The 19051-nt window shown below is 62.1% G+C and carries 18 protein-coding genes; 6 read left to right on the forward strand and 12 right to left on the reverse strand.

The window, feature by feature from the left end:
• Positions 1-131: 131 nt before the first annotated feature.
• The 3 genes from PRJ_RS27175 to PRJ_RS27185 all read right to left on the reverse strand — a co-directional run bounded on the left by PRJ_RS27175 (position 132) and on the right by PRJ_RS27185 (position 1951).
• Entirely contained in the window at positions 132-431 is a 300-nt protein-coding gene (locus tag PRJ_RS27175) for an HU family DNA-binding protein (RefSeq protein ID WP_003253355.1), read from the reverse strand.
• Between the two features lie 187 nt (positions 432-618).
• Complete coding sequence (locus PRJ_RS27180) at positions 619-1767, reverse strand: NAD(P)/FAD-dependent oxidoreductase (protein ID WP_104962824.1); 1149 nt, start codon at positions 1765-1767, stop codon at positions 619-621.
• 16 nt (positions 1768-1783) lie between these two features.
• Positions 1784-1951 carry a rubredoxin gene (locus PRJ_RS27185; protein WP_003253349.1) on the reverse strand — a complete coding sequence of 56 codons (168 nt, stop codon included), beginning with the start codon at positions 1949-1951 and terminating at the stop codon, positions 1784-1786.
• A gap of 225 nt (positions 1952-2176) precedes the next feature.
• Here PRJ_RS27185 and PRJ_RS27190 point away from each other — a divergent pair, with 225 nt between their 5' ends.
• Together PRJ_RS27190 and ubiA are read left to right on the forward strand one after the other, a co-directional pair.
• Positions 2177-2734, forward strand: a complete 558-nt coding sequence (locus tag PRJ_RS27190) for a chorismate lyase (protein WP_020192143.1) — start codon at positions 2177-2179, stop codon at positions 2732-2734.
• Positions 2734-3624: a 4-hydroxybenzoate octaprenyltransferase gene (gene ubiA / locus PRJ_RS27195; protein WP_004575206.1), complete on the forward strand. Its 891-nt coding sequence runs from the start codon at positions 2734-2736 to the stop codon at positions 3622-3624. The genes PRJ_RS27190 and ubiA overlap by 1 nt, the downstream gene beginning before the upstream one ends.
• 33 nt (positions 3625-3657) lie before the next feature.
• On the opposite strand, the gene PRJ_RS27200 is transcribed toward ubiA, so the two are convergent.
• Positions 3658-4029 carry a hypothetical protein gene (locus PRJ_RS27200; RefSeq protein ID WP_020190123.1) on the reverse strand — a complete coding sequence of 124 codons (372 nt, stop codon included), beginning with the start codon at positions 4027-4029 and terminating at the stop codon, positions 3658-3660.
• A 174-nt stretch (positions 4030-4203) separates the two neighbouring features.
• On the opposite strand from PRJ_RS27200, the gene phoB reads away from it, so the two are divergent.
• The 3 genes from phoB to PRJ_RS27215 all read left to right on the forward strand — a co-directional run bounded on the left by phoB (position 4204) and on the right by PRJ_RS27215 (position 7763).
• On the forward strand, positions 4204-4893 hold the full coding sequence (gene phoB / locus PRJ_RS27205; RefSeq protein WP_003253341.1) for a phosphate regulon transcriptional regulator PhoB: 690 nt from the start codon (positions 4204-4206) through the stop codon (positions 4891-4893).
• 48 nt (positions 4894-4941) lie between these two features.
• The gene (gene phoR / locus PRJ_RS27210) at positions 4942-6249 is read left to right on the forward strand and encodes a phosphate regulon sensor histidine kinase PhoR (protein ID WP_020190122.1); all 1308 of its coding nucleotides are present in this window, start codon (positions 4942-4944) and stop codon (positions 6247-6249) included.
• A 173-nt stretch (positions 6250-6422) separates the two neighbouring features.
• Positions 6423-7763, forward strand: a complete 1341-nt coding sequence (locus tag PRJ_RS27215; protein WP_104886899.1) for a hemolysin family protein — start codon at positions 6423-6425, stop codon at positions 7761-7763.
• Between the two features lie 12 nt (positions 7764-7775).
• Here the strand turns inward: PRJ_RS27215 and PRJ_RS27220 are convergent, their stop codons facing one another.
• The 8 genes from PRJ_RS27220 to PRJ_RS27255 all read right to left on the reverse strand — a co-directional run bounded on the left by PRJ_RS27220 (position 7776) and on the right by PRJ_RS27255 (position 18289).
• Positions 7776-8672 (reverse strand): peptidoglycan DD-metalloendopeptidase family protein, encoded by an 897-nt coding sequence (locus PRJ_RS27220; protein ID WP_104962825.1) that lies wholly within the window; start codon positions 8670-8672, stop codon positions 7776-7778.
• 146 nt (positions 8673-8818) lie between these two features.
• On the reverse strand, positions 8819-9709 hold the full coding sequence (locus tag PRJ_RS27225) for a response regulator (RefSeq protein ID WP_020190120.1): 891 nt from the start codon (positions 9707-9709) through the stop codon (positions 8819-8821).
• Between the two features lie 162 nt (positions 9710-9871).
• Complete coding sequence (gene phoU / locus PRJ_RS27230; protein WP_003253329.1) at positions 9872-10642, reverse strand: phosphate signaling complex protein PhoU; 771 nt, start codon at positions 10640-10642, stop codon at positions 9872-9874.
• Between the two features lie 101 nt (positions 10643-10743).
• On the reverse strand, positions 10744-11577 hold the full coding sequence (pstB, locus tag PRJ_RS27235; protein WP_003253327.1) for a phosphate ABC transporter ATP-binding protein PstB: 834 nt from the start codon (positions 11575-11577) through the stop codon (positions 10744-10746).
• A gap of 72 nt (positions 11578-11649) precedes the next feature.
• Positions 11650-13266 (reverse strand): phosphate ABC transporter permease PstA, encoded by a 1617-nt coding sequence (gene pstA, locus PRJ_RS27240; RefSeq protein WP_172830966.1) that lies wholly within the window; start codon positions 13264-13266, stop codon positions 11650-11652.
• Positions 13267-13337: 71 nt separating this feature from the next.
• Positions 13338-15626, reverse strand: coding sequence for an ABC transporter permease subunit (locus PRJ_RS27245; protein WP_104962826.1), 2289 nt, complete (start codon positions 15624-15626; stop codon positions 13338-13340).
• Positions 15627-15764: 138 nt separating this feature from the next.
• Positions 15765-16763, reverse strand: a complete 999-nt coding sequence (locus PRJ_RS27250) for a phosphate ABC transporter substrate-binding protein PstS (protein ID WP_104962827.1) — start codon at positions 16761-16763, stop codon at positions 15765-15767.
• 236 nt (positions 16764-16999) lie between these two features.
• Positions 17000-18289 (reverse strand): MFS transporter, encoded by a 1290-nt coding sequence (locus PRJ_RS27255; protein WP_104962828.1) that lies wholly within the window; start codon positions 18287-18289, stop codon positions 17000-17002.
• Between the two features lie 361 nt (positions 18290-18650).
• Here PRJ_RS27255 and PRJ_RS27260 point away from each other — a divergent pair, with 361 nt between their 5' ends.
• Positions 18651-19049 carry an acyl-CoA thioesterase gene (locus PRJ_RS27260; protein ID WP_003253317.1) on the forward strand — a complete coding sequence of 133 codons (399 nt, stop codon included), beginning with the start codon at positions 18651-18653 and terminating at the stop codon, positions 19047-19049.
• Positions 19050-19051: the final 2 nt, after the last annotated feature.

The following is a 19051-nucleotide window of genomic DNA, read 5'->3' on the forward strand; positions in this document are numbered from 1 at the left end:
AAAGTGACTAAGGCGCGCAGTTTATCCTTTTCCAGAACTATTTATGCAAGTTCGAAACATTTTGCCTGCAGAAAGCACAACGGGCGCCTTGGGGCGCCCGCTTGGCCGACACTGGGGTTGTCAGAGAGCGATCACTTGCCTTTCTTGGCTGGCTTGGCGGGGGCGTTAACGCTGTCACGCAGGTTCTTGCCAGGCTTGAAGGCCACGGTATTGCTGGCCTTGATCTTGACCGGTTCCCCAGTTTGCGGGTTCTTGCCGGTACGCGCACCGCGATGACGTTTTTCGAAGGTGCCGAAACCGACCAGGGTCACGGTGTCCTTGTCCAGGGCACCGGTGATGCTGTCGAGAATCGCGTTCAAAACCTGATTGGCCTTTTCCTTGGTCAGATCAGCCTTATCGGCGATGACGGCGGCGAGTTCTGGTTTGCGCATAGTGAAGCCTCTTTGACGGAATTCTTGTTGTTATGCCGTGCTGCCTCTGGGAGCAGCGCTCAAGGCACCGCAGGCTCTAATCTGCGGCAGACGGGAGTGAGAATGGCACGAGCTCTGGGGCCGCGCCAGTATCTGGGCGGCCATTGTGCAGGCAACAACAGGATAAATCCGACAGAACGCGCGCTATTTACGCCATAACCGGTGGCAACTGACGATTCAGCGCCAGTTTCTCCATCACCGCCGCTCCGGTCAGGGCGTAGCCCAGCAGCTTGCCGTCGGCATCAAGGCAGAGCACCTTGAGGTCAGTGCCCTGCCCCTCTACCTGCCAGATGCCTTCGCAGCCCTGTGGCGCTGGCGAGACCACCAGCGGACAGGCCGGGGTTTTCACGGTGATAGGCATCGGCCCGTAGGAAACTGCCGTCGGCTTGCCGGCCAGGGTTTGCGCCAGCGCCCGGGCACAGCTCATCAGCGGCATCACGTACAGCAGGTTGATGCCATCGACTTCGGCACAGTCGCCAAGGGCAAAGATGTTGGCGTGTGAAGTACGCAGCTCGCGGTCTACGCTTACGCCACGGTTGGTCTGCAGGCCGGCCGCGGCAGCCAGGTCGGTACGTGGGCGCAGGCCGATGGCCGAAACCACCAGGTCGCAGGCGATCACGCTGCCGTCCGACAGGTGCGCCTCCAGGCCTTGAGTCACCTGCTGAAGACGGGTCAGCACCGGCCCCAGGTGGAAGCGTACACCCAAGCCCTCCAGCCCACCCTGCACAGCCGCCGCAGCGGCCGGGTGCAGCAGGGTCGGCATGATCTGTTCACACGGTGCCACAACGTCGACCTTGAAGCCGCCCAGGCTCATGTCGTTTGCGAATTCGCAGCCGATCAGGCCGGCGCCGAGGATCAGGACTCGCTGCTTGCCAGCGGCGGCAGCACGGAAGCGTGCGTAGTCTTCCAGGTCGTTGATCGGGAATACCAGATTGCCGCCGTCACCCTCGATCGGCACCTGCACGGTCTGCGCCCCCCAGGCCAGCACCAGGTCGCGGTATTCCACGGCCTCTTCGCCGATCCACAGCCGCTTGTGGCCCGGGTCGATGCCGCTGATGCGGGTATGGGTACGGATCTCGGCGTTCAATTGCTCGGCCATGGCGCCCGCCTCGGCCATGCACAGGCCGTCGGCGTCCTTCTGCTTGGCAAAGCCCATGGAAAGCATCGGCTTGGAGTACGAACGACCATCGTCGGCGGTGATCAGCAACAGCGGCGTCTGCGCATCGAGCTTGCGAAATTCACGGGCCAGGTTGTAGCCCGCAAGGCCGGTACCGATGATTACCACAGGGGACGTCATGTCGTGCTTTCCTCGATTAACCGATGGAGATCATTTCAAAGTCGCTTTTGCCGACACCGCAGTCGGGGCACAGCCAGTCTTCAGGCACATCCTCCCAACGGGTGCCGGGGGCGATGCCGTCGTCGGGCCAGCCTTCGGCTTCGTCGTAGATCAGGCCACAGACAATACATTGCCACTTTTTCATCAGGTCTATTTCCTCGGTTCAGGCTGGGGCTTGTGTTGCTGCTGATGGCCTCTTCGCGGGCAAGCCCGCTCCTACAGTGACCGCGCAGGCCTGGCGGGCTTGCCCGCGAACAGGGCCAGCGCGCAATGCGTGGGGGCTTTGTAGCGGCCCTGCCGGCAGTATGCAAGCAGTTGGGGCAATCATGCTAAGCTCGCCGCCTCTCTGGCTGTAACAAAGCATACCGACGTGTCGTACGAATCCCCGCAAGCAGCCGCTGTCGCGTGGCTGCCGTATTCACAGCTGGCGACCGACATCGACCAGCCCACCCTTGACTGGCTGTTCGACGAGGGCTCGCTGACCCGCCGCCTGACCCGTCTGTCCATCGATCACTTTTCCGTCACCCCGTTGTTCGAGGGCTGGCAGCCGCTGCGCGATGACGAATGCCAGGCGCTGGGCATCGCTGCCGGCGCCGAAGGCTGGGTGCGCGAAGTGTATCTGCGCGGCCATGGCCAACCTTGGGTATTCGCCCGCAGCGTGGCCAGCCGCAGCGCCCTGGAACGCGGAGGACTGGACCTGGAAACCTTGGGCAGCCGCTCGCTGGGCGAGCTGCTGTTCTGCGACCAGGCGTTCATCCGTCATCCACTCGAAGTGTGCACTTATCCACAGGCCTGGCTGCCGCCCGAAGCTGCACATGCGGCGCTTTGGGGCCGCCGCTCGCGCTTCGAGCGCAACGGCCTGGACCTGCTGGTGGCAGAAGTGTTCCTGCCGGCATTGTGGCAAGCGGCCAAGGAGGAAAACCGCTGATGTACCTGCAACTGCTCAAGTCGCTCAACCGCCTGCACCCACGGGCCTGGGACTTCGTCCAGCTCAGCCGCATGGACCGGCCGATAGGCATCTACCTGCTGTTGTGGCCGACCCTGTCGGCAGTGTGGATTGCCGGCAATGGGTCACCCACCCTGGCCAATGTGCTCATCTTCGGCCTTGGTGTGGTGCTGATGCGCGCGGCCGGCTGCTGCATCAACGACTTTGCCGACCGCAAGGTTGACGGCCACGTCAAGCGCACAGCAGACCGCCCCTTGGCCAGCGGCCGGGTGAGGCCACGCGAGGCGCTGACACTGTTCGCGATTCTGGTCGGGGTGAGTTTCCTGCTGGTGCTGTGCACCAATAGCCGCACTGTCTGGCTATCGTTCGGGGCGGTGGCCTTGGCGTTCTGCTACCCGTTCATGAAGCGCTACACCTACTACCCGCAGGTGGTGCTGGGGGCGGCGTATTCGTGGGGCATTCCCATGGCTTTCACAGCCGCTGGCGGTGAACTGCCGGCCGGCGCCTGGCTGCTGTATATCGCCAACCTGCTGTGGACGGTAGGCTACGACACCTACTACGCCATGGTCGACCGCGATGACGACCTGAAGATTGGCGTGAAATCCACAGCGATCCTGTTCGGCGACGCTGATCGCAGCATCATCCTGACCCTGCAGTTGCTGTCGCTGGGCTGCCTGTTGCTGGCCGGTAGCCGCTTCGACCTGGGTGGCTGGTTCCACCTTGGGTTGCTGGGTGCGGCGGCTTGCTTTGCCTGGGAATACTGGTCAACGCGCAAGCTGGACCGGGAATCGTGCTTCAAGGCATTTCTGCACAACCACTGGGCGGGGATGCTGGTGTTTATCGGAGTTGTGCTGGATTACGCGTTGCGCTGAGTAGTTTGGGGCCGCAGAGCGGCCCCGGCTATCTCATGGCTTGGCAACGTGCCAGACGTCTTTCATGCCGTCGCCGGTCATGTCACCGGCCTTCTTGTCCTTGATGAAGGTATACAGCGGCTTGCCGTCGTAAGCCCACTGCATCGAGCCGTCGTCACGCGTTACATGGGTCCATTTATCCTTCGGTGCTTCGTCTTCTTTCTTGACCATCAACGGTGGCCAGTTCTTGGCGCACTCGCCATTGCACATCGACTTGCCACCCGCATCCTTGTCAAAGGTGTACAGGGTCATGCCGGCATGATCGACCCACATGCCATCCTTCTCCATGGCATGGTGGGCCAACGCCACCCCCGGCAGCGCCAACGCAGTGAAAAGGGCCATCCAGCTCAGCGTATGTCGTGTCATTGGATTCACCATTGTTTCGGGGGGGAAATGAGTTCGGGTTGCCATCAAAGCGGCCCTCTGTAGCCTAGTTCAGTCACGGAATGTCGCCAGAACGGCCAACACCCTGTCACACAGCTGCAATAATTCCGTTATCTAATGCGGGCCAAGACACCGAATCCAGGAGAGGTTTTGAGCATGGTAGGCAGGAACATTCTGATCGTCGACGACGAAGCGCCCATTCGCGAGATGATCGCCGTTGCCCTGGAAATGGCCGGCTATGACTGCCTGGAAGCGGAAAACTCCCAACAGGCCCACGCGATCATCGTCGACCGCAAACCGGACCTGATCCTGCTCGACTGGATGCTGCCGGGCACCTCCGGCATCGAGCTGGCCCGCCGCCTGAAGCGCGACGAGCTGACCGGTGATATTCCGATCATCATGCTCACCGCCAAGGGTGAAGAAGACAACAAGATCCAGGGCCTGGAAGTGGGCGCCGACGACTACATCACCAAGCCGTTCTCGCCGCGTGAACTGGTAGCGCGACTGAAAGCCGTGCTGCGCCGCACCGGCCCGAGCGACAGCGAGGCGCCGATCGAGGTCGGCGGCCTGCTGCTCGACCCGATCAGCCACCGTGTGACCATCGACGGCAAGCCGGCCGAGATGGGCCCTACCGAATACCGCCTGCTGCAGTTTTTCATGACCCACCAGGAGCGCGCCTATACCCGCGGCCAACTGCTGGACCAGGTGTGGGGCGGCAACGTCTATGTCGAGGAACGTACCGTCGACGTGCACATCCGTCGCCTGCGCAAGGCGCTGGGTGAAGCTTACGAGAATCTGGTACAAACCGTCCGGGGCACTGGCTACCGTTTCTCGACCAAGAGCTGATCGAGTTCCCGAGCGCCAAGCTGCACGTCGTTGTACAAGGACCGTCAATTGAACCAGAACTGGCACGCAACCCTGATTCGCCATCTGCTGTTGCTGATTACCGTCTGCCTGATCGGCGGGCTGGTCAGCGGCTACTACGGCTGGAGCCTGGCCATTGGCCTGGCGCTCTATCTGGGCTGGACCCTCAAGCAACTGCTGCGCTTGCACGACTGGCTGCGCAATCACCAACCCGACGAAGCACCGCCCGATGGCTACGGCCTGTGGGGCGAGGTATTCGATAGCATCTACCACCTGCAACGCCGCGACCAGCGCGTACGGGGCCGCCTGCAGGCAGTGATCGACCGAGTGCAGGAATCCACCGCTGCGCTGCGTGACGCGGTGATCATGCTCGACAGCGACGGCAACCTGGAATGGTGGAACCGCGCCGCCGAGACTCTGCTGGGCTTCAAGACCCCACAGGACGGCGGCCAGCAAGTGACCAATCTGGTGCGCCACCCGCTCTTCAAAGAGTACTTCGAGGCAGAAAACTACCTCGAACCGCTGGAAATCCCTTCGCCGATCAATGACCGCATGCGAGTGCAGTTGCACATCACCCGCTACGGCAACAATGAACACCTGATGCTGGTGCGCGATGTCACCCGCATTCACCAGCTGGAACAGATGCGCAAGGACTTCGTCGCCAACGTGTCCCACGAGCTGCGCACGCCGCTGACGGTAATCACCGGCTACCTGGAAACCCTGCTGGACAACGTCGAGGACGTGAACCCGCGGTGGAGCCGCGCCCTGCAGCAGATGAGCCAGCAAGGCTCGCGCATGCAAACCCTGCTCAACGATTTGTTGCTGCTGGCCAAACTGGAAGCCACCGATTACCCATCGGACAACCAGCCGGTGGCAGTCGATGCCCTGCTCGCCGCCATCAAGAACGACGCCCAAGCCTTGTCCGGGCCGCGCAACCAGCGCATCAGCCTGGAAGCGGCGCCTGGCGTCAAGCTGAAGGGCAGCGAGTCGGAACTGCGCAGTGCCTTTTCCAATCTGGTGTTCAATGCGGTCAAGTACACCCAGGACGAAGGCAACATCCGCATCCGCTGGTGGGTCGATGCCCAGGGCGCACACCTGTCGGTGCAGGACTCGGGGGTGGGCATCGATGCCAAGCACTTGCCACGCCTGACCGAGCGCTTCTACCGGGTAGACTCCAGCCGTGCATCGAATACCGGCGGTACCGGGCTGGGGCTGGCAATCGTCAAGCATGTGCTGATGCGCCACCGCGGCAAGCTGGAAATCAGCAGTGTACCGGGGCATGGCAGCACCTTTACCTGTCACTTTCCGCCAGCACAATTGGCCAACGAAAAGGCTTGAGATTGGGGCTGCGGCGCAGCCCTTCGCGGGCATGCCGGCTGCCACTGGGCCCGCAATGAGTCCGCTGCTCTTTGCTTTTACAGCCCCAGCCGCTACATTGGATCCCCTGTGCCAGCAAAAGCTGGCACTTTTTTTCTCTCTATCTCAAAGACGGACCCCGAAAAAACTCCATCATGGACCCTTCCTCTGGTATTAGCCTCACCTCGCTATTCGCCGACTTCGGCATGATCATCTTTGCCTTACTGCTGGTGCTGCTCAACGGCTTCTTCGTTGCTGCAGAGTTCGCCATGGTCAAACTGCGCGCCACACGCGTAGAGGCCATCGCCGAAAAGCACGGCTGGCGTGGCAACATCCTGCGCAAGGTTCACAACCAGCTCGACGCCTACCTGTCGGCCTGCCAATTGGGCATCACCCTCGCCTCGCTGGGCCTGGGCTGGGTGGGTGAGCCCGCCTTCGCCCACCTGCTGGAACCATTGCTGGCCTATTTCGGCGTGGACAGCGCCGAGCTGGTCAAGGCGATCTCGTTCTTCGTCGCCTTCTTCGTCATCTCGTACCTGCACATCGTGGTCGGCGAGCTGGCCCCCAAGTCCTGGGCTATCCGCAAGCCAGAGCTGCTGTCGCTGTGGACCGCCGTGCCGCTTTACCTGTTCTACTGGGCGATGTACCCGGCCATCTACCTGCTCAATGCCAGCGCCAACACCATCCTGCGCATTGCCGGCCAGGGCGAGCCTGGCCCGCACCATGAGCACCACTACAGCCGCGAAGAGCTCAAGCTGATCCTGCACTCCAGCCGTGGCCAGGACCCAAGCGACCAAGGCATGCGCGTGCTGGCCTCGGCCGTGGAAATGGGCGAGCTGGAAGTGGTCGACTGGGCCAACTCGCGTGAGGACATGATCAGCATCGACGCCCATGCGCCTCTGAAGCAGATCCTGGGCCTGGTGCGCCGCCACAAGTTCAGCCGCTACCCGGTGTACGACGCCGAGCGCGAAGAATTCACCGGCCTGCTGCACATCAAGGACCTGCTGCTGGAGCTGGCTGAGCTGGAGCACTTGCCAGAGACCATCGACCTGGAGGACCTTGCCCGGCCACTCGAACGCGTGTCGCGGCACATGCCGCTGGCACAGTTGCTGGAGCAGTTCCGTAAGGGCGGCGCGCACTTCGTGCTGGTCGAGGAAGCCGATGGCAAGGTGATCGGCTACCTGACCATGGAAGACGTGCTGGAAGTGCTGGTAGGCGACATCCAGGACGAGCACCGCAAGACCGAGCGCGGCATTCTCGCCTACCAGCCGGGCAAGCTGCTGGTGCGTGGCGACACCCCACTGTTCAAGGTCGAGCGCCTGCTGGGTATCGACCTTGACCACATCGAGGCCGAAACCCTGGCCGGGTTGATCTACGAGACGCTCAAGCGCGTGCCTGAAGAAGAGGAAGTGCTGGAGGTCGAAGGGCTGCGCATCATCATCAAGAAGATGAAAGGGCCCAAGATCGTCCTGGCCAAGGTGCTGAAGCTGGATTGATGGCCCAATCGGTCAGGGGTTGCCGGCAGTGAAATCCGGCAGCCCGCTGATCGGCCTGTCGAAGCGGTAAGGTATCGACTCCAGCGCCAACCCCACATTGCGCTGCACCACAAAATGCAGGTGCGGCCCAGTGCTGTTGCCGGTATTGCCCGACTTGGCCAGCATCTGGCCCTGCCGTACCCGTTGCCCCTCCGCCACCACCACCGAACCACGCATCAGGTGAAGGTAGACGCCCATGGTGCCGTCCGGGTGCAAAATCCTGACAAAGTTACCCGAGGGGTTGGGGCCGCGCCCGCTCTGGCTGTTCTGCGTCTTCACCACCACCCCTTCCCGCGCCGCGATGATGGGTGTGCCTTCGGGCATGGCGATATCCATGGCGTAGCGCCCTCGGGGCCCAAAATGACTGACACGGCCATTGGGGCCCTGAGTGACGCGGAACGGCCCGCCAATCCACGGGAACGCATAGCGGAAGCCTAGCGGCCGTTTGCCCGGATCACCCATGGCCTGCAGCAGGGTCGAACGGTAGTTCAGCAGCAGCCCGGGCCGCCCCCTGAGCACACTGAGCATCTGCGTGGTGCGCGGTGGCAGCAGCCGGCGCACGATACGCGGGGCATCACCGCCTTGTGCGTTGACCAGGTTGTCCAGCCGCAACTCTACCTCTACCGGCACATGCAGCTCGTTTCGTGCCGAAAAGCTCACGCCACCGTCGAAGGTTTTCGCGTTCAGCAGTACCTGGCCTTCGAGCGTTTCGACCATGGGTTCGAGCAACACCAAGGGCTTGGCGCCGGGGCCAGGGCGGTCGGAATAGGAGACGACACCGGAATCGTCAGTGATCTTGTAGAGCGTCACGCCCTGGCTCGACGCCGAGGCCATGAGCAATGCACAGAACAGCAGCAGGCGCGCGGGCATGATAGTGGCTTTTTGACAGTTATGATCTGTCGAAGCCTAGCAGCGGGTTTTACGGTAGGTATTGCAGTTGGTCGGATGGGGCAACTCGGGCTTGGGCAGGAGCACCCGTGTGCTGCTCCTGCCCAAAGCATGACGCGGGGCCGGGTTCAGGCACCGGGGGTGAAGTGCTTCTGCGCAGTGCCGCGGGCAATCAACCGAGACAGGTAGTCGAGCTTCTGGGCATCCTGGTCGACAAACTTGAACGTCAACTGCAACCAGTCGCTGTCAGGTTTTGGCTCCAGCGCCGCCACCGCATGCAGGTAGCCGTTCAGGCGAGCGACTTCGGCACTTTCGCCCTGCTCCAGGTCCAGCACCGCACCTTCCAGCACCTGTGGCAGCGCTTCGTTGCGGCGTACCACCAGCAGTGCCTCTTTCAGGCTCAAAGCCTTGATCACGCATGGCTGCATGCCACTGGCCAGGCGCAGCTGGCCCTGGCCACGGCCGCTCGGCGCGGGGGCGGCAGGTGCGGGCGCCGCGACCAAAGGCTTGGCCGGTGCCGGTGTCGGCGCCGCCACCTTGACCGCTTCGGGCTTGCCCGCAGTCAGCGCGTTCAACGAGTCGTTGGCAAACGCCGGGTTGGCTCGCGCCGGGCCGATGGCCATCAGGCTGTCGAGCTTACCGATCTTGGTCAGGGCTTTCTTTACCTTGGTCAGCAGTTGCTCGTTGGTGAACGGCTTGCCTACAAAATCGGAAACACCCGCCTGGATCGCCTGAATGACGTTCTCCTTGTCGCCACGGCTGGTCACCATGATGAACTGCAGGTTCTTCAGTGCAGGCTGCTGACGGCACCAGGTCAGCAATTCCAAGCCAGACATTTCCGGCATTTCCCAGTCGCACAGGACCAGGTCGAACGCTTCCTTGCCGAGCATGGCCATGGCCTTGCGACCGTTGATAGCGTCGTCGATGGCCATACCCGGGAAGGCATTACGCAGACACTTGCGGACCAGATCACGGATAAACGGGGCGTCATCCACGACCAGCACATTCACTTTACTCATCGATACTCCTTTTGAATCCCGACTAGCCTACTGCCAATGATGGCCACTTGCTACAACCTGGTCACGCCGGGACTTCTTCACATCGTTCGCGGGTGCCTGCCGGCTCTCGACCGCAAACGAAAACGCCCGGCCAAGGCCGGGCGTCGATGCTCGGGAGCAACCTTACTTATCGTCAGATTCACCCGGAACATTAGCCTTTTCGCCGTTGGCGACAGCAGTACCCTGCACTTCTGCCGTCATGCGCTTGAGGCCCATGTGGCGCACGTCGGTGCCGCGCACCAGGTAGATCACCAGTTCGGAGATGTTGCGCGCATGGTCGCCAATACGCTCCAGCGAGCGCAGCACCCAGATCACGCTCAGCACCCGCGAGATAGAGCGCGGGTCTTCCATCATGTAGGTCACCAGCTCACGCAGCGCGGTCTTGTATTCGCGGTCGATGGTCTTGTCGTACTGGGCCACCGACAGCGCCAGGTCGGCGTCGAAGCGGGCAAAGGCGTCCAGCGCATCCCGGACCATGTTGCGCACCTGGTCGCCAATGTGGCGAACTTCGACATAACCACGCGGCGACTCGCCCTCTTCGCACAGCTGGATGGCGCGGCGGGCGATCTTGGTCGACTCGTCACCGATGCGTTCCAGGTCGATCACCGACTTGGAAATGCTGATGATCAGGCGCAGGTCCGAGGCCGCTGGCTGGCGGCGGGCGAGGATGCGCAAGCACTCCTCGTCGATGTTGCGCTCCATCTGGTTGATCTGCTCGTCAACCTCGCGTACCTGCTGGGCCAGGCCAGAGTCGGCTTCGATCAGCGCGGTAACCGCGTCGTTGACCTGCTTTTCCACCAGCCCGCCCATGGCCAGCAGGTGGCTGCGCACCTCTTCGAGCTCGGCGTTGAACTGCTGGGAAATGTGATGGGTAAGGCTTTCTTTGTTGATCATCGTTTTGTCCTTTGGTAGCGCGGCCCTGTAGGAGCGGGTTCACCCGCGAACACCGGCAACGCCGGTGCCAGACACCAAGGTGCCTGTTTCGCGAGCGGCGCTTAGCCGTAGCGACCGGTGATGTAGTCTTCCGTCTGCTTCTTCGCCGGGTTGGTGAACAGGGTATCGGTATCACCGAATTCGACCAGTTTGCCCATGTACATGAACGCGGTGTAATCCGAAACACGCGCCGCTTGCTGCATGTTGTGGGTCACGATGACGATGGTGTACTTGGATTTCAATTCATAGATCAGTTCTTCGACCTTCAAGGTCGAGATCGGGTCCAGCGCCGAGCAGGGTTCGTCAAGCAGCAGCACCTCCGGCTCAACGGCAATGGTGCGGGCGATGACCAGACGCTGCTGCTGGCCACCGGACAGGCCCAGCGCCGACTCGTGCAGGCGGTCCTTGACCTCGTCCCACAAGGCCGCGCCCTTCAACGCCCACTCGACGGCTTCATCGAGCACGCGCTTCTTGTTGATGCCCTGGATGCGCAGGCCGTAGACCACGTTCTCGTAGATGGTCTTGGGGAACGGGTTCGGCTTCTGGAACACCATGCCCACACGCCGGCGCAGTTCGGCAACGTCTTCGCCCTTGCGGTAGATATTGTTGCCGTACAGGTTGATGGCACCTTCCACACGGCAACCGTCAACCAGGTCGTTCATCCGGTTGAAGGTGCGCAGCAGGGTCGACTTGCCGCAGCCGGATGGGCCGATGAAGGCGGTCACACGCTGCTTCGGGATGTTCATCTGCACGTCGAACAGCGCTTGCTTGTCGCCATAGAACAGGCTCAGGCCCGGCACTTCGATGGCCACGGTTTCTTCAGCCATTCGCAGGCTCTGCTTGTTGCGGCCCAGGGCAGACATGTCGATGCCATGGGTGTGGGAATCTTGCTGCATGGTCAACTCCATACGCTATCAAGTCGTTTCAAAGGGCCGCCCGGCTTACGGGCGGCACGCTTGCAATCAGGGTCAGCCGTCCAGCGCCTTGTACTTCTCGCGCAGGTGGTTGCGAATCCACACGGCAGAGAGGTTGAGGGTCGCGATCACCAGCACCAGCAGCAGCGCAGTGGCATAAACCAGCGGCCGCGCGGCTTCGACGTTCGGGCTCTGGAAGCCGACGTCATAGATGTGGAAGCCCAGGTGCATGATCTTCTGGTCCAGGTGCAGGTACGGGTAGTTTCCATCCACCGGCAGCGACGGCGCCAGCTTCACCACACCTACCAGCATCAGCGGCGCCACTTCGCCGGCGGCACGGGCCACGGCGAGGATCATGCCGGTCATCATGGCCGGGCTGGCCATGGGCAGGACGATTTTCCACAGGGTCTCGGCCTTGGTTGCGCCCAACGCCAGCGAGCCTTCACGCACGGTGCGCGGGATTCGCGCCAGGCCTTCTTCGGTGGCCACGATCACCACCGGCACCGCCAGCAATGCCAGGGTCAGCGATGCCCACAGCAGGCCCGGGGTACCCAGGGTCGGCGCCGGCAACGCTTCGGGGAAGAACAGGCGGTCGATCGAGCCGCCCAGCACATAGACGAAGAAGCCCAGACCGAACACACCGTAGACGATCGCAGGAACACCGGCCAGGTTGTTCACCGCAATGCGGATAAGCCGGGTGACCGGGCCCTGCCTGGCGTATTCACGCAGGTACACGGCAGCCAGCACGCCGAACGGGGTAACGATCACGGCCATGATCAGGGTCATCATCACGGTACCGAAGATGGCCGGGAAGATACCGCCCTCGGTGTTGGCTTCACGCGGGTCGTCGCTGAGGAACTCCCAGACCTTGCCGAAGTAGGTGCCCAACTTGGTGAAGGCCGACATGCCGTTCGGCTGGACGGCATGCACTACTTTGCTCAGGTTGATTTCCACTTCACGGCCGTTGCCATCCCGGGCCACCAGGCTGTCGCGGGAAAAAGCCTGGTGCAGGCCGGTCAGGCGGTCTTCGATAGCCTTGTAGCGGCTGTTCAGTTCGGCACGGTCGGCGTCCATGTCGGCCTGGGCGGCGGCGTCCAGCTTGCCGTCCAGCTCCAGCTTGCGCGCTTGCAGGCGCAGGCGCTCAAGGCCATGGTTGATGGCACCGATGTCCTTTTTCTCCAGCTGCTGCAGCTCGCTGTTGAGCTGGTTGGCTCGCTTGAGGCGGGCCTGCAGTTCGTTCCAGGCAGCCGGGCCTTCAGCAACCACGCGGCCTTGTTCCTTGACGCTGACCAGGTAGCCATAGAAGTTGCCCCACTCGCGGCGCTCAAGGGCCATCAGGTCAGCCGGGCGCTGTTCGTCGACCAGCCAGTCGCCGACCACCCAGGTAAAGTCGCTGCCGTTGAGGTCGCGGTTACCCACCTTGATCAGCTCGCGGGTCATGAACTCCGGGCCCTGGTCAGGCACTGGCAGGCCAGCCCCCTTCAGACGAGCACGGGGTACTTCCTCCTTCTGCACCACTTCGCCAATGACGACGTGATCGGCCTGGCCTGGCACCTTGTAGGTGGCCTGGACAAGATCGGCTGGCCAGAAGTGGCCCAGGCCGCGCACGGCGATCACCGCCAGCAGGCCGACGGTCATGATCACGGCCATGGCCACCGCGCCGCCGCTCATCCAGACGCCTGGGGCGCCGCTCTTGAACCAGCCTTTGAGGGAATCCTTTTTCACGGATCGCTACCTTTCTATCAAAGCGACGAGTATTTCTTGCGCAGACGCTGGCGAATCAGCTCGGCCAAGGTGTTCATGATGAAGGTGAACATCAGCAGCACCAGGGCGGCCAGGAACAGCACGCGATAGTGGCTGCCACCGACTTCCGATTCCGGCATTTCCACAGCCACGTTGGCGGCCAGGGTGCGCATGCCCTCGAACAGGTTCATCTCCATCACCGGCGTGTTGCCGGTAGCCATCAGCACGATCATGGTCTCGCCTACCGCACGGCCCATGCCGATCATCAACGCCGAGAAGATGCCCGGGCTGGCGGTGAGGATGACCACGCGGGTCAGGGTCTGCCAAGGCGTCGCCCCCAGTGCCAGCGAGCCCAGGGTCAGACTGCGCGGCACACTGAACACGGCATCTTCGGCAATCGAGTAGATGTTCGGGATGACCGCGAAGCCCATGGCGATACCGACTACCAGGGCGTTGCGCTGGTCGTAGGTGATGCCTAAATCGTTGGTGATCCACAGGCGCATGTCGCCGCCGAAGAACCAGCTTTCCAGGTGCGGGCTCATGGTCAGGGCGAACCAGCCAGTGAACAGGATGACCGGAATCAGGATCGCCGCTTCCCAACCATCCGGTACACGCAGGCGGATCGACTCCGGCAACCGGCTCCAGAAGAAGCCGGCCAGCAGGATACCGATCGGCATCAGCAGGAACAGGCTGAACACACCGGGCAGGTGGCCTTCCAGGTACGGGGCCAGGAACAGGCCGGCGAAGAAGCCGAGGATCACCGTCGGCATCGCTTCCATCAGCTCGATCACCGGCTTGACCTTGCGGCGCATGCGCGGGGCCATGAAGTAGGCGGTGTAGATGGCTGCGGCAATGGCCAGCGGGGCGGCCAGGATCATGGCGTAGAACGCGGCCTTCAGGGTTCCGAAGGTCAGCGGCGACAGGCTCAGTTTGGGCTCGAAGTCAGTGTTTGACGCGGTCGATTGCCAGACGTATTTCGGCTCGTCGTAGTTCTCGTACCACACCTTGCCCCACAGCGCGCTGAACGAAACTTCCGGGTGCGGGTTGCGCAGGCTCAACGGCAACAACTTGCCGCCTTCTTCGATGATGATGCGGTTGGCGCGTGGCGACAGGGCCAGCGTGCCAGGGCCTTCGGCAGCCGGCTCTACCAGCAGGGTTCGGTGTGCAGTGCTGTGGAACACGCCCAGTTTGCCTTCGGCATCCAGGGCGATGAAGCCCTTGCGACGCTCTTCGGCGTCGATCTGCACGATCGGCGCCTTGCCCATCTGGAAGGTACGGATCTGCTTGAAGCGCGATTCGCCATCCGGGTCGCGGGCCATGAACCACTGGGCCAGCCCCCCCTTGGAGTCACCGATGATCAGCGAAATGCCGCCAACCAGCTGGGCCGTGGCAGTGATGTCGGTGTCGGCGCTATCAGACAACTTGTAACGGCCGTTGAGGCTCTTGTCGCGCAGGCTGAACACGTCGGCCGTGGCACGGCCGTTGATCACGTACAGCCAGTGCTGGCGCGGGTCGATGAAGATATTCTTCACCGTCTCGGTCATTTGCGGCAGTTCGATGCGGTTCTGCTCGGTGGTGACCTCTTCGGTCATCATGTTTTCCGTGCGGGTCAGCTCGACCACCTGCAGATGAGCACCGGTAGAGCCGGCAAGCAGCAGGGTGTCGCCATTGACGTTGACGCTGACGTGGTCCAGCGCACGCCCCTGCTCGTCAAGCACGAACGATTGCTCGCCGTACGGGTAGTCGATGCCAGGGCTGATGGTTTTCTTGTTGTCCGGGTAGGTGATCTTGTAGGTGTGCTGGAAAACCAGCGCCTGGCCATTGGACAGGCCCAGCACCACCAGCGCGCTGCCCGGCTGGTCAGTACTGATGGACGTGACCTGGGTGTCTGCCGGCACGGGTAGCTCGACACGCTTGAGTTCGTTACCGGTCTTGGTATCGAAGAACAATGCCTGGCCCTTGTCCGAAACACGCATCCCCACCTGATTCTGCTCTTCAAGCGCGATCATCAGTGGCTTACCGGCATCCTGCTGCAGCCAGGTCGGCTCCAGGGCTTTCTTGCTGGTCAGCTCGGCGCCCTGAAACAGTGGCAGCACCACATAAGCCAGGTAGAAGAAGATCAACGTGATTGCCGCCAATACGGCAAGCCCGCCTACCAGCACATACCAGCGGGTCAGGCGGTCCTTGAGCGCGCGCATGCGGCGCTTGCGTTGCAACTCGGGCGTATTGAAATCAATGCGCACGGGCTGGGAGTTTTGGGTCATGTTGGAATTGGCCAGATCATTCATGCGCACACCCTAGCGGTCCCGTGTGACAAAAACATTACAAAGTGGTGACGCGCGAAAGCCCGCCGCACAGGGGACCTGGCTTCGGACTGGAAATTCGTGGAAGAGGCCGGGCAGTGGCACCGGCCTCTTCTTAATTACTTACTTCTTTGCAACGTTACCGGTGTGCGACAGGCCCAGGTCAGCCAAGGTCTTGTCGACGACTTTGGCCGGCAGCGGGATGTAGCCATCCTTCACCACCACCTGCTGGCCCGCTTGCGACAGCACCAGCTTGACGAACTCGGCTTCCAGCGGGGCCAGAGGCTTGTTCGGCGCCTTGTTGACGTAGACGTACAGGAAGCGCGACAGCGGGTAGGTGCCATTCAGGGCGTTGGCTTCGTTGTCTTCAACAAACTCACCGCCGTCTTTCTTGGCCAGGGGTACGGTCTTGACGCTGGCGGTCTTGTAACCAATACCCGAGTAGCCGATGCCGTTCAGCGAGGAGCTGATCGACTGCACGACCGAAGCCGAGCCAGGCTGTTCGTTGACGTTAGGCTTGAAGTCGCCTTTGCACAGGGCTTCTTCCTTGAAGTAGCCGTAGGTGCCCGATACCGAGTTGCGGCCGAACAGCTGGATTGGCTTGTTGGCCAGGTCGCCGGTCACACCGACGTCGCCCCAGGTCTTGATGTCGGCCTTGCCACCGCACAGGCGAGTGGAGGAGAAGATGGCGTCGACCTGAGCCATGGTCAGGCCCTTGATTGGGTTGTCCTTGTGCACGAACACGGCCAGGGCGTCGACGGCGACCGGGATGGCGGTCGGCTTGTAGCCGTACTTCTGCTCGAAGGCTTGCAGCTCGACGTCCTTCATCTTGCGGCTCATCGGGCCGAGGTTGGCGGTGCCTTCGGTCAGCGCGGGTGGCGCGGTAGAGGAGCCGGCAGCCTGGATCTGGATGTTTACGTTCGGATATTCCTTCTTGTAGGCCTCAGCCCACAGAGTCATGAGGTTCGCGAGGGTGTCGGAACCAACGCTGGAGAGGTTGCCCGAAACACCAGTGGTCTTGGTGTAGGTCGGGATCGCAGGATCGACAGCGGCTACCGCGTTGGCGGTTGCAACGCCAGCGGCGGCAAAGGTAAGGGCCGCCATCAAACGCTTCAGTTTCATGCCTTGCTCCTAGCAGGAATATTGGGGTGTTGGATGGAACGGGCCCAAGTATCGGCAGGCCGCATGAATACGATATGACTTCATTGTGACAATTGGATGAAAGGCCATCACTGGAAGCAGGTCTGGCCTCTTCGCGGCTAAAGCCGCTCCTACAGGTTCGGTGTCGGCCTTGAGGCTTGTGCAAAACCCTGTAGGAGCGGCTTTAGCCGCGAAGAGGCCAGTAGCCGTAGCGCAGATCAGCGCTTGTTGGCGAGCAGGTACAGGCCCACGGCCAGACCAACGGCGCACAGGCCTGCCACGTAGTAGGCAGGCGCCATCGGGCTCACCTTCAGCAGTGCGGTCACCACCATCGGCGTCAGCCCGCCAAAGATGGCGTAGGCCACGTTGTACGAGAACGACAACCCGCTGAAACGCACCACCGCCGGGAACGCCTTGACCATGACATAAGGCACTGCGCCAATCACGCCCACGCACAGGCCGGTCACGGCATACAGCGGGAACAGCAACTCGGGACGGGTCGGCAGGCTGTGGTAGAAGCCCCAGGAGCTGGCCAGCAAAAGCAGGCTGCCGATCACGAACACCCGGCCCGCACCATAGCGGTCGGCCAGGCTGCCGGCACCAATACAGCCGAAGCTGAGCAACACGATGGCCAGGCTGTTGGCCTTGAGCGAGTCGGTCGGGCTGATGTGGTAGATGCTCTGCAGCAGCGCCGGGGTCATCAGGATGACCACTACGATGCCGGCCGAAAGCATCCAGGTCAGCAGCATCGACAGGATGATCGGACCACGGTGGTCACGCAGCACGGCGCGCAGTGGCAACTCCTCGGCCAGTGCCTTGCGTTGCTGCATTTCGGCGAACACCGGGGTTTCGTGCAGCCAGCGGCGCAGGTACACCGAGAACAGGCCGAACACACCGCCAAGCAGGAACGGGATACGCCAGGCGTAGTCAGCCACTTCTTCCGCGCTGTACACGCTGTTGATCAAGGTCGCTACCAGCGAGCCCAGCAGAATGCCGGCGGTCAGGCCGGCGGTCAGGGTGCCGCAGGCATAGCCGGTGTTGCGAGCCGGCACGTGTTCAGAGACGAACACCCATGCGCCCGGTACTTCGCCGCCGATTGCCGCGCCCTGGATCACGCGCATCAGCAACAGCAGGATCGGGGCCCACATGCCGATCTGCGCATACGTCGGCAGCAGGCCCATGATCAGGGTCGGCAGGGCCATCATGAAGATGCTCAGGGTGAACATCTTCTTGCGCCCGAGCAAGTCGCCGAAGTGGGCCATGATGATGCCGCCCAGCGGCCGCGCCAGGTAGCCGGCGGCGAAGATACCGAACGTTTGCATCAGCCGCAGCCATTCGGGCATGTCGGCCGGGAAGAACAACTTGCCCACCACCGTGGCGAAGAACACGAAGATGATGAAATCGTAGAACTCCAGCGCACCGCCCAGGGCGGACAGTGAGAGGGTCTTGTAGTCGCTGCGGGTCAGCGGCCGCGAGGGCTGCTCGATACTGCTGGGCACGGAAGTCATCGCTCGTTGTTCTCTTTGTAGGGCATGCAGGCCGCTTGGCGCGCGGCTTCTGGATTGGAGACAGGCGAAGATAGCAAATTGCCGAGCTACGCCGAAAGCGATACAAAATCCACACAGATATTCGTGAATGCGCGGTCGTCGCTGGCCGTTATGCCCTATATACTGGCAATTCGTAGGATTATGTTGCTCCTAACGTGGGATGTTGTGCGAAAACGCCGGTCACTATTGTCAGGCGGTTTCGCAGAGTTTCCCTACGGCCGCCCAGTGAAACGACATCGGCGTAGTATGTTTCAAGCTGAATCGTTTACCCGGCCTTTGCGCCACACCAACGAAAAGCGTCACGGGTCAGAGGCCCCATCGCATGATTGAGCTCGAACAAGAAGATCCAATCCCGCAAGGCGACCTGGCCTTGCAAATCACCGCATTGCCGCGAGAAACCAACGGGTTTGGCGATATTTTCGGCGGTTGGCTGGTTGCGCAGATGGACCTGGCAGGCACGGCCATGGCCAGCCGTGTCGCCGGCGGCCGCGTAGCCACCGTCGCCATCGACCGTATGGCCTTCCTGGTGCCCGTCGCGGTCGGCGCACAGCTGTCTTTCTATACCCAGACCCTGGAAATCGGCCGCAGCTCGATCCAGATGATGGTCGAGGTGTGGAGCGACGACCCGCTGTCCAGCGAATGGCGCAAGGTCACCGAAGCGGTATTCGTCTTCGTCGCCATTGACGGCAGTGGTCGTACCCGCTCGGTGCCTCGTCGCTGAGC

It is taken from the genome of Pseudomonas sp. XWY-1 (assembly GCF_002953115.1).
Lineage (GTDB): Bacteria > Pseudomonadota > Gammaproteobacteria > Pseudomonadales > Pseudomonadaceae > Aquipseudomonas > Aquipseudomonas alloputida.